Genomic DNA, 11,786 nt, shown 5'->3' with positions numbered 1-11,786 from the left:
CGGCCGCGTAAGCGGCCGCCCCTCACAGAAATTCCACGGATCGAAAGCTCGTCACTGCGAGTTGGGATGACCTCCTCTGTAGCTGCACCTTCCAGGCTGAGGATACGCCATGAGGGAAGTGGGAAGCCCCACCCCTGGATCCCCCTTTCCCACAACCCCGTGGACCGCGGGGAGGGGGGAGAAATGATGGTTTGGAGGCGAGCCGGGCGTCGAAGGCGCCCAGCTCGCCCCAAACCTCTATGGGCGAGTTAATTTTTAAGCTTCATGACAACAGAGCATCTACAATTTCCAACCGGTCTGGGGCAGCGTTGGGCTCCATCACTGGTCCACCTTAAGATCGAATGGGAGCTCCCATCCTGGGTTGTCCCCCGATGGGGTTTGAACAAGGAGATGCTCCATGGATGGCCAGAGGTACCATCCGAGGCGAACGCGATAGCGCCCAGGTGGAGGGGCGGGAAGTTCCACCCTCAGGGGGACATCTTCTCCGACGGGCCACATCGATGTGAGCTGGAGCCGATCCTGCTGGGCGGCCAGCCGTCCTTCCTTGCTCACGAGATGAACGAAAAGCGTGTAATTTGAATTCAGCGACCTTAAGACTCGCCAGCTCAGCCACAGTTTGATCGACTCGCCGGCCTGGCCTCCTGTGGACCACTCCACGCCGTTCAGTTGAAGCAGCCCTCCAAAGGAGACAGCAGATGGAAGGTTCCGAACGGCCCGTCGGACGATCAATACGCGCGGCAAGTCTACTCCATCCGCCTCAGGGCTTCCAGCATGCCACCGCTGGCCGGCTGGTCCACCATACAATCCCACGCGGATCCGATAGGGACCGGGGGAGATGTCCGGTGGGATCTGCAGCACATGGTCATCGCGATAGTGTTTCTCCGGATCCCACCGTCGAGTGGGCAGATCGCCTGGATGAACATGGTCGCTCTGGAAGGCCTGGATATGTGAGAATGGCTGATCCGCCGGGATGCCATGGACATAAACGTGCGCGTCCTCATCCAAGTCGACTAGAGGGCGCCACCACAAGGTCAGCCGCACCGTCTCCCCTGGGGATACAACCCAGCGATCGATCTCGTAGCCCACCAGCCGGATTCGACCCTCGAAGTCTGTCTGAATCGCAAGGTCAACGCCAGGAGGACGATCGAGCGGCACACGCGTGATCATCCACAAGCGGTAAGGGAGACGGAGGCCGATGGCGAGCAGAAACAGAAGGGCAGCCCCAAGGCCCCCCCATGGAGGCATCTGGCTCCGATGTCCCCTAATCCTCTCCCTACGCATCACGGAGGCAACATGCTGGATCCGGCATCGCCGGAAGATCGCCAATATGGGCCATCCCAACCAGAGCCCGATGGCGAGGCCATCGAAGAAGCGCCAAGCCCACCGTCCAGGGAACCACAGGCGGATATGATGGGTTCCAGCTGGGATCTCCGACCAGAGCCAGCCGGTACGTGCCTCTACCCACATGGGAGCAGGCTGGCCATCCACAGTGATCGCCCAGCCAGGGTATCCAAGGACTCCAAAGCGAATTGGGGTACGGAAGGGCACATGAATTTCCCAGCTCTGGTCCAGAGGGGCCAGGTGAAGTATCCGCACTGTCGCTTGAGGGGGAAGCATCGTTCGATCCAAGCGATTCGGCTCTTCGCCTCGTGCATATGCCTCCAGTACCTCCGGGATCGGCTCCGGCCACCCCTCCACCCATTTTGGGAACAGTTCACCGGTGGCGGTGAGGCCAGGATACAGCTGCTCCCGCTCATAGCGATGCAGGTCCATGAGGGTCACTTGGGTGAAGGGAACGCGCGATCCGCCATCGTAAACGAACCCCAGCGTCCCCAGGATGAGCAGGAGTGAGGCTGTGAAAGCAGCGGGCCAGCGGATAGAAGGTTTCACGGTTTCAATGGAGAAAGCAATGAGGAGGGCAGCGATCATCCCCATCGGGCCTAGCCAGCGCCAAGGGAATTGCAAGTAAGAGAGAGCCGGGAGGAGCATCCAGATCAGGCGGGAGGCTGGCGTCATCAAGAAGATCAGCGTCAGGCCAACCAGCCATCCCCATATCGCCTCAACCCGCAGGGTCCTGCGACGCCAGGGGAGCCCCCAAGCGAGAGAGGGGAGGGCCAGAAGGGCCTGATGCAATCCGATGGTTAGGTTGAGGGGACGATTCCCCCAACGCTCGTCTCGGATGGGGGGTAATTGCAGGAGCTGGGATAGGCTCCGGAAATGGTGGGTGATCTCGTAAACGCCGGTGCGGGCACGCTCCAGGTGGACCCATGGGATTTCGATGATGGAAGGGCCCAAGTAAGGAAGCGCCATGCCCAGCCCCAGCGCGAAAGCAATGAGCATCTTCCCTAAGCGCTTCTTGTTGAAGCCAATGGCAACTCCCAGGAAGAGGACATACGAAAAAGCCAGCAGATATCCCATCCATGCGGTGAGATTATGACTGAAGCCCAAGAGTGCGACGGTGAGGGCAAAAAACCAACGTCTTACGAATCCGCCGTTTCGTAACGCACCATCAATGCTAATCAGCAGCCAAGGCAGCAATGTAATCGCGAGGTATTGAGGGTAGTTTCCCTGCTGGAGCTGAAACGGCATATAGCCGAAGGCGAGGCCGGCCGTCATTGCAGCGGCGGGGCTCAGACGCCATCGCCGGGCTAGGAGATACGTCCCCAGGCTCCCCGCCAGTGTAGCGATCATCAGGGTAGACTTCATCGCTCGTTCGATCGACAGCCCTAACCCGACAGAGAGGGCGGCGACGGACCAAGGGAACAGGGGAGCATGGAACATAAACAGCGGGTAACCGACCCCGCCCGCAAGATCCGGTGCCCATCGGGGATATAGGATGCCCGCCCGCCACATCCGGGTCATCTCGAGCGCGCGATACGCATGGAGCAGGGCATCCCCATCCTGGGGCAGGCCTGGTTGATTCAGACCCTCCCACCAGGCGATGAGCCCGATGAGAACCCAAAGCATTCCCAGATCCCGCAGCGTTTTCATCGCTCAATGCAACGTTTAGAACTCGGGCTTCTTGCTGAAGGAGCGCGGTCCTTTGAATTCCCAGATCGCAGGGGGTACACCGTCTTCTTCGATCAAGGGGAACGATGGATCCGCAAGTCCCCCAGGGGAACACTGAACTCCGGGATCGGTCTTCCAATCGCATCAAAAGCGGGCAGGCGTTCCCCTGTCTTCAGATGATACCAGCCGACACGAATCTGGTAAGTGCCGGGGGGCAACGGCTGGGGCAGGTTGATCCATCGTTCCTCTTCGATGATCTCGTTCGGTTCCCACCAGCCCGTCGGATACGCTCCGCCTCGAGGTGGCCCATCCCCCCCAGCCACCCACCGTCCTTCCGAATCCAGAAGATGAAGGAACACGTGAAGGTCTGGCGGCAGGAAGGCCGTCGCCTTCCACCTTAGATGGACATTAATCCCTTCCCCTTGATCGGAGATCCGAATATTGTGCGTGAGCAGTAGGATGCCCGGCTCAAACCGCGCTTCCCAGGAAACAGGTCCTGAGGGAGGAGGCGGTGGTGGAACTTTCGCGAAGGGAATCCATCCCTCCCCCCCGTGACGGGGCAGCCGGGGGAGATCCGGATGGGATCGATCATATACTCCGACCAAAAGGGATACGATGGTGGGTGTATCCCTCGGCGGGGATGGCAGGATGCGGTAGGTGTCGCAGATCACCGAGCCGGGCGGCCAGAAGCGCATAGGCCATGAGCCCATACCTGGATAGCTGTCCACCTGCCCGAGCCGCTCGCCGCGAGTGGGATCAGGGCCGGACCAGATTTGATAGGTGAACGAATAATTGCGACGGGCTGGCCGTAGAAGCTCCCAGCACGCGGTCAGGCGGATCGCCTGGCCGGGTAGCAAGCGACGGGGAGTCGCCTGAAACCCGATCAGGCGTACCAGGGGTTCGTTGGGAGGGCCTTCCAAGTCTTCAAAGACCCAATCCAGGCGTTCCAGATCGGCAGGGACTTCCTCCATGGTTCGAAGCGGCTGATGGAAGCCAGGCCATAGATAACGGGAGAACCCCAAGATGGAGAGCGTGGTTGTATAGATCAACCAGGCGCCCAAGATTCTCCTTCCCCATGTGGCAGAGGGAAATCCTTCCCAGGCCCACGCGACGATCAACCAGAAGGCAGGCAAGGCAGGGAAGAGGAGCCGTCCCGACGGGGCTTGCACGCGGATGTTCCAGGCTATGAATTCAACGATCACAGCTCCCAGCCAAAGGGCGTGGATCACGATCGGAAGGCTTTCGGAGCGATTCGATCGCCAGTGGAAGCGGAGTCTCCATCCCTGGTAGAGGATCCGAGCCCCTGTGAGGAGTAGAAAGAGATCCCAAATTGTATAGACCCATCGCTCAGCGATGATCCCCTCAGCGCCCCCGAAAGACAGAACCGCTGTCTCGCGTGCCCGGAGGAAGATCTGGATCCAATCTCCCCACGCCGGCGGTTCCGGACGCTCCCAGTGGATCAACATTAGATGAGCCCGGAAAGCGAGCGGATCCCGGTAAAGGAGAATGTTCCACGCCAGCCACCCTCCACTTAGGAGGAGGATCCCCAACAGGCTCAGGGCCAGCTCGCCCCCCCGCGCCCGCCAAGATCGCCGAGGCGGATTCGTTAACACCCATACCAGGACCCAGAGGGGGATTAGGCCGATATTGGAGGCCTTGGCCAAAAGGGCCAATCCCAAGGCCAGACCCATCCATCCGGCTTGCTTCCAGGAAGGGCAGAGAATGTAATCCACGATTGCGTTCAGAGCCAGGGCGGATCCAGCGACCATCATGGCATCATTGCTCACACTGGAAGCAAGCGAAATCCATCGTGGGTGGAAAGCCATCAGGGCAGCGGCGACCATGGCCGCTCGGGGCCGCTCGGGCAGGATCCGTCGCACCAATCGATAGACCAGCAGGATGGCAATCAGACCAGCGAATGAGGAGATCAAACGGGCGATCCGGAAAGCCAGGAATTCTCCTTTCCAGTTCTGGAATTCCGTCGGATCATGAACAAAAAAATTGCGGTTTACCCATCCTTCCGGAGGCGGAGCTGGGGCGCCTATGTGGTGAGGATTAAGCTCCTCCCGTATGATTTGTTCATCAAAATGGACCCATCCTGTGGCTACGGCTGAAAGAACATAGTAAAGCGGGAATTGGGTGCTCTCATGGGGGATGTCTGGGCGATGTTCCCGAACGACCGGCCATGAGCGGTGGCGAACCAGGTAAGCGATAACACGAAAATGGGACAGTTCGTCAGGAGCTTCGCCAATTGGGGTCGCCAGCTGATAGGCGATGCTCAGACTGAGAAAGCAGAGAGAGAGGACGGCGAGGAATATGCGCTCTCCTTGGGTTTTCATTCCCGCTCTGTCTGTTGAATTTGCAGCGATCACGGCCTGCCTTCCCCACGCCACACGGTAATGCGAGAAAGGGACGTGAAGAAGTGGAGCCGAGCGCTCAGGGAGCTCCGCTTTGCCCCAAAGCCTCCGGGAGGAAACCGACCGCGATCATTCCGACCCCGATTTACCCTGGAATAGATCCTCCAGTTTCAACACCCGGAATAAGCGTTCCCGAGCGCCCTCCGGCATCGAGACCCGGCCATACCGTCGGTAGAGCTCGATGGTACGTCGTGTCGTGTTGAACACCACGTGGCAATCGGGGCATTCTGCCAGGTGCTGCTCCAGCTCCCGACACAGGTGCTCCGCGAGCTCCCCATCCAGATAGAGGGAGATCTGATTCAGCCACTCCCCACAGCGCTTCGACACAGACATCCGGCGTCACCTCTCCGCTAACTCGTCAGCGAAATATCGGGACAGCCGTTCCCGCAGTTGCAAACGGGCGCGATGCAATCGGGTCTTCACCGCATCGGTGGAGATGCCCATAATCTCGGCCACCTCTTCCGTGGACAGCCCTTCCACATCCCGCAGCAGGAACACCGTCCGCAGGCTCGGAGGCAGACTGCGGATGGCCTCATCCAGCATCGATCGCAGCTCGGCGCGCAGCAGCTCCTCCTCCGGCAGACAGCACCAGTCGAATAACTCCCGAGGGACCTCCTCGTTGTCCTCCAGGAGGACAGGCTGGTCGATGGACACCATCTCCGGCTCTTTGCGGCGCAGCCGCATCAGGGCCAAGTTGTAGGCGATCCGATAGAGCCAGGTACACAGCCGGGCCTCCCCGCGGAAGTTCTTCAGGTGCTGAAAGGCTTGGAGGAACGTCTCCTGGAGCACGTCCTCCGCCTCCTCACGGCTGCCCAGCAGCCGATAGGCGACATGATAGACCGTATCACCGCACCGGTCGATCACAGCCGTGAACGCTTGACGATCGCCCCGTCGCAGCGCGGCGAGCAGATCCGTTTCCGAGAGCTCCCCTTCGAGGCGGCGAACGCCCGACATCGTCCGAACCTCTCCTCCGGTTTCCCTGCTCCCCGAGTGCTTTGTCTGCTTAAGTTCAGGGGATTTGCGACGGAGGAACGGATGGCTTCTCTTCCCCCTCCCTGCATCCTTTGGGCTGCGGGAAGGGGAGAAAAAGCCTTCTGGGGTTAGGGGCCGCTGAAGGCAGTCCCTAACCCCAGAGGATCCCCCATGGACAAAGCATGAGAATTACCGTTCCCAATTGAACGCCTCCATCAATGCGGCCAGGGCCTGTCGGTTGGGGATCAGGACAGCGGCGCCACTGGGGGTTTGCCACGAACGGACCATAGAAGGCTCCACCGTCAACAGACGGATGCGCTCCTCCGGTACCCCCCGGGCGAATTGAGCGATCGCCAGCATCTCCGGGATCGTGAGATCCGTCTGCACCGAGTTCCCTAAGGTCTGGAGGATTTGCGGGATCTGGGGCAATGTCTGGAACGAGAGAACCTTCGCCCGCAAGGCCATCAAGACCTGCTGCTGGCGCTTGAGGCGTCCGAAATCGCTGTCCGCATGGCGGGTCCGCACATACTTCAGCGCCAGCTCCCCATCCATATGGATGCGCCCGGCCGGGATCACCAGACGCTCCGTGCGATAGTCATCGGTCGGATATGCATTGTCCACGATGGTCCGTGGCACATCCACATCGATCCCGCCCACGAGATCGATGATCTTCTTGAAACCATTGAAATCCAAAATGACGTGACGATGCACAGGGACACCGAAGTTGTAGGCGACTGTTCGCTTGGCCAGCTCACCGCACCCGCCCAGGGAGTAGTAATCCCCATAAAAGCAAGCAGTGTTGATCCTACTTTGAGAGATCCCCCGCTCCTCCAGCCCAGGGATCGGAACGTAGAGATCTCGCGGAATGGAGAGCACCGAAATCGTGTTGCTGATGGGATCCAGTCCAATCAGCATGATCCCGTCCGAGCGGACCGGGATCTCCTTCTCCTCCGGCCGGCGGTCCACGCCCAGGACCAGGATGTTCAAGCGGCCGGGGACCGGCCAAGCGGGGGCGGGGTTCAGCCATTCGATGGGATTCAGCATGCGCCGAACTTCGGAGATCGATGGAAGCCCCAGGGGGCCGCTGCCGGGTTCCTCCATACCGGCCATCGCCCGCCAGCGCTGGGCTCGGGCGGCCATCACCACGGCGATCCCCAACCAGATAGAAAGCAACGTCGAGGCCAGCAGGACCACGGCGAAAAGCCGGTAATAACGCCCCGTGGAAGCTGGGCGGGTGGAAGTCGAAGCCATCTGTGCCACGTCCGTTCTGCCTCCTTGTGCTTTTCCCGTATTGGTCGCAGGCGGTCACCCCTTCCCGTAGCGGCGAGCTCCGACGGTCAAAAACTTCAAAGGGGCTACGCGGTCGGGGGAATGGCCCACCCCACGAAGAAAAAATCACCCTTACCGAATGGAGTGATCACTTGGTTTGCATAAAGTTTATAAAAATCCTGGAGCGCGGACGAACCCACGCTCCAGGATTTTATCTTCTTCGTCTGATCTGCACAAAGATTGCTGGTCCTTTGTCTACATCTTTTGCTCCTGATCTTCGGGCCATCGAGGAGGGCCTCAACCCCCTCCCCACCGCCCTTTGGGCCGCTGGGAGGGGGAAATTCTTTCGGGGGCGGGGCTGGGGGCCGAAGGGCCTTGACCCAGCCCCCGACCCCCCAAAGCACTATTGCTCCTTCCAGATTTGATCTTGGGGTATGACCCCATGCGCTCTCCAGCAGTTTCCTTTTGGGGCTGGGGGCCACCCGTCTTCCCACCTGCATACCCCAAAAACAAATCCTATGGCTTCTTCGATAGCGCTGAATCCACTTTCAAGCAGTTTCCCCTGGGGATTCTTAGGGGATAGGGGAGACTACCCAAAACGGGTGCTTAAGTGCCCGACTACAAACGGCCCCTCCCCCATGGCGTACCCAGGCACTAATATCGTAACAGGGCAGCGACTCCGATTTCCTGCAATCGGGGATGGCCTTCCACGATCTCCACCTGACCTCCGTTCTCCAGGACCGTAGCGATCAACCAGTCCACGGCGTCCGGCAGCTGTTCGAAGGCCGCGCCGCAGAAGGGGCATGTCGCGCGTGGCGTGGCGGTGAGGAAGCCGCAGCCCTTGCACCGCCAGGCCGGCGCGTGAAAGCCATCGGCCACCAGCAACACCTGCACCCGCCCCTCCGCCGCTGCCCCCAGGGTGTCATCCAGGTTGATCACACCGTTGCCTCCCTTGGCCGCCGCAGTGATTGCCGCATCCACAAGGGCGGATTCCCGGGCGCGCTCGGCCTGCTGAAGGATCCGCAGGGCGGCCTCCTGGATCTCACCTTCATCCGACATGCGATCGCCTGGAATGGTCCCGGCGATGCGATCCCGCCAGGGCCGAGGCAGGAGTTCCCGAAACTCGACCACCGTGGGGTCCGCGCCCCCGAGGAGCAGATAGCGAGGTTGATGCCGCTCGCAGAAGCCCGCCGTCAGCTCGGCGGCCTCCTTCAAGTTACGATAGGCGACCTCATCTTCATGCCGCTGCAGTTTTTCCGCACCCCAGCCACCCTGTTTGTGCCGCTTGATCTGTTCCCCGCGTAGCTCCAAGGTGTCCTGGAGCTCGCCCATCTGGTAGAACAACAAGCGGACGTGGGTCTTATCCACCAACGCGACCAGGAAGCGCCCATAAGCATCCCAGAGTTTGGCTAAGGGGAACACATAGGGCCTGCGGCCGACGAAGGCCAGGTTCGGCGTGGGCACGGCCAGCGAGAAGGCCCGCCAGAACCCCTGACCTTGAGAGGAGAAGATGGCCAGGCCCCGTCCACAACCATCATATTCCAGCTCGACGAAGCGTTGGACGGCCTCCAAATCCGCCCGCGGGGCTTGATCTTCCACACGCTCCAGCAGGTGTCGCAGGTTCAGCCGGTAATGATCCTTGGTTTGACGGCGGGGATCCACGTCGAGGTAAAGACTCAGGATGGGGATATTGGGGCTTTCCAGAGCGGCCAGCTCCCGTAGATCCCGTTCGCTCAACATGGCCACCTCCCGAACCAGTTCTCTTGCACATCGAGGGGAGGGGAGGCTGTGGGAAATTTTCCTAAAGTCCCCTCCTCATCCCACTGGGGGGGAAGGTCCTAACAAAGGGCCTGGGGAGGGAGGATTCACATGCTTTGAGGGCCCTGATGGCCGCTCCGGGCGGCCATCGCGGCTTCCATTCCTTATTTTACACCAGGAATCGCGCCGTGCAGAGCCCGCGAGCGGAGGCCGAAGGGCTTCATCCCCCTTCATTCTTTCCCCACGGCCCTTTGAGCCGTGGGGAGGGAGAATGAAAAATCCTTTGGGGCGAGCTGGGCGCCAAGGGTGCCCCAAGACCCTGTGAGGAAACCAATGGCGTAACTCCGAATTCGATGTGAAAGAAGTACTACATCGAGCTCACCAGCTGCTGGAAACGCAGCGCATCCTCCCACATCGACACGTTGTTGAACAACACGAAGGCCTCCCGGAATCCCTGACAGCGGGCCCAGAGTTCCTCTAGGTCGGCATCTGTATAGCGGTAGGCATACCCGGTCCGCCCGTGGAGGCGAAAGTAGGCGATCTCCTCCGTGACCGGAGGACGCGCGAGGGGATCCACCGCGTGGATCAGCCCATAGCGCTCGCAGATCCAACGGATGGTCGCCTCCGGCCAATCCCCTCGAGGCTCCCAGGCCACCCGGAAGGGAACATCCCCAATCCGATCCAGAAAGGCCTCGAGGTTTCGGAGGTGTTCTGGGGTAGGGGTGAAGGAGGCCGGGCACTGGAGCAGCACCACCGCGGCTCCCAGCGCCTTCGCCGAGGCCACCGTGGCGCTCCATCCCCGCTCGACCACCGGCGTGGCTTGGAACATGCCCGCCAGCGGGCGCTCCTCCGGTGCCAGGGGACGTCGGAGCCGACGGTAGGTCGGGCTGCTGGCGGGATGGGTGATCAGCTGCCATGCCTTCATGGTGAAGATGAAATCGCGTCCGGCCTCCTCCCGCCAGCGCTGGAGGGTCCTCGGTTGCGGTGGGTCATAAAAGGTCTGTTGGACCTCTACGACCCGGAAGGTCCGGAAGTAGACGGCGCGCGCCTTCGGAAATCCACAGCAGCCGATATGCAACATGCTCGTGCCTTTTCCATCCGTTTTTGGGATATGCATAGGGAAAGGCGAATGGGCCCTTCCCCCTTTCTCCCTTTTCCCCGCAACCCTTTGGGCTGCGGGGAAAAGGAGAAGAAATCTTGAAGGGCTGAGGCCGCCGAAGGCGGCCCCAGCCCCCACAACCCCAAACCTGGAAGAAGCGCTCGTGCTTGACCCGTGGAGTTTTGGGGATGCAAGGCTCAGGCAGTTGGGGCTTTTATAAGGGCTCGTCCTCCTTGATCACTCGGCCGCCGGCGGCGCGGATCAGTCGATCCCGGATCGCCAGGCCCAACCCCTGCGTCCCGAAATCCCGGGCCAGGATGAGATCCAGCCCCCGCCCGTCCAGCTCCCGCATCGCCGGATACAGCCGGCGGGCGATCCCCTCCAAATCCTTCTCGGATCCCAGGGCCGCGATCTCCACGGGCAGATCCTCCACCGCCGGACGATCCTCTTCCGCGATCAGAACGCCCACCCGATAGCTTTCCTGGAGATAACGGAGCGCCAGCTCGCGGAGGCGTGAGCGGAGCCATTCCCCGGGGCCGATCAGGACTACCATCTCGGCCCGCGGCGCGTAATGCTTGGGTAGCAGCCCTGGTGCGGGGGCGGGGCCGGCCACCGAACGATCGAACACCGCCACCGGCCCGACGGCCGCTTCCAGCGCCTCACGGGGGAGCCCGCCCGGCCGTAGGATCGTAGGGATCGGCCGGGTGAGGTCGATCACCGTCGATTCCACCCCGATGGGTGTGGGCCCGGCATCCAGGATGAGTTCGATCCGGCCGCCTAGGTCCTCCAACACATGCTGAGCGGTGGTGGGGCTGGTGTGGCCGAACCGGTTGGCGCTGGGCGCGGCGATCGGCGTCCCGGCGGCCCGGATCAGGGCGAGGGCCACCGGATGCGCCGGCATCCGGATCGCTACCGTGGGCAGGCCTGCTGTGACGAGGTCCGGGACGATGGCTTGTTTCGGCAGGACCAGGGTCAGCGGGCCGGGCCAAAAGCGTCGGGCGAGCGTCCAGGCGGAAGGAGGAACCTCCCGGGCCAGTTGAGGCAGGGCCTCCAGGTCTGCGATATGAAGGATCACCGGGTCGGTGGCCGGCCGCCCCTTGGCTTCGAACAGGCGGGCGAGGGCCAACGGGTTCAGGCCATCCGCACCCAGCCCGTAAACGGTTTCGGTCGGGAAAGCCACCAGCCCGCCCGCCCGTAGGATCCCGGCCGCCCGGGCGATGACCTCGGGATCCGGATGTTGAGGGTCCACCGTCACGACCTCG

8 protein-coding genes are annotated in these 11,786 nt (G+C 61.5%); all 8 read right to left on the bottom strand.

Going from position 1 to position 11,786, the window contains the following annotated elements; all coding sequences use genetic code 11:
- Positions 1–318: 318 nt before the first annotated feature.
- Positions 319–2,991, bottom strand: coding sequence for a hypothetical protein (locus tag ACFMO5_RS00150; RefSeq protein WP_376790744.1), 2,673 nt, complete (start codon positions 2,989–2,991; stop codon positions 319–321).
- A 92-nt stretch (positions 2,992–3,083) separates the two neighbouring features.
- Positions 3,084–5,348, bottom strand: coding sequence for a glycosyltransferase family 39 protein (locus ACFMO5_RS00145; RefSeq protein ID WP_376790743.1), 2,265 nt, complete (start codon positions 5,346–5,348; stop codon positions 3,084–3,086).
- A gap of 147 nt (positions 5,349–5,495) precedes the next feature.
- Positions 5,496–5,759 carry an anti-sigma factor family protein gene (locus ACFMO5_RS00140; RefSeq protein WP_376790742.1) on the bottom strand — a complete coding sequence of 88 codons (264 nt, stop codon included), beginning with the start codon at positions 5,757–5,759 and terminating at the stop codon, positions 5,496–5,498.
- Between the two features lie 6 nt (positions 5,760–5,765).
- The gene (locus ACFMO5_RS00135; RefSeq protein WP_376790741.1) at positions 5,766–6,380 is read right to left on the bottom strand and encodes an RNA polymerase sigma factor; all 615 of its coding nucleotides are present in this window, start codon (positions 6,378–6,380) and stop codon (positions 5,766–5,768) included.
- 207 nt (positions 6,381–6,587) lie between these two features.
- Positions 6,588–7,649: an LCP family protein gene (locus ACFMO5_RS00130; RefSeq protein ID WP_376790746.1), complete on the bottom strand. Its 1,062-nt coding sequence runs from the start codon at positions 7,647–7,649 to the stop codon at positions 6,588–6,590.
- 672 nt (positions 7,650–8,321) lie between these two features.
- A complete protein-coding gene (locus ACFMO5_RS00125; protein WP_376790740.1) occupies positions 8,322–9,407 on the bottom strand; it encodes a Vms1/Ankzf1 family peptidyl-tRNA hydrolase in 1,086 nt (361 codons plus the stop codon).
- Positions 9,408–9,792: 385 nt separating this feature from the next.
- Entirely contained in the window at positions 9,793–10,506 is a 714-nt protein-coding gene (locus tag ACFMO5_RS00120; RefSeq protein ID WP_376790739.1) for a DUF72 domain-containing protein, read from the bottom strand.
- Positions 10,507–10,738: 232 nt separating this feature from the next.
- A complete protein-coding gene (locus tag ACFMO5_RS00115) occupies positions 10,739–11,779 on the bottom strand; it encodes an L-threonylcarbamoyladenylate synthase (RefSeq protein ID WP_376790745.1) in 1,041 nt (346 codons plus the stop codon).
- Positions 11,780–11,786 lie beyond the last annotated feature (7 nt).

The sequence above is a fragment of the Thermoflexus sp. genome, assembly GCF_042408365.1.
Taxonomy (GTDB): Bacteria; Chloroflexota; Anaerolineae; order Thermoflexales; family Thermoflexaceae; genus Thermoflexus.
This window is presented reverse-complemented; position numbering and strand designations above follow the sequence as displayed.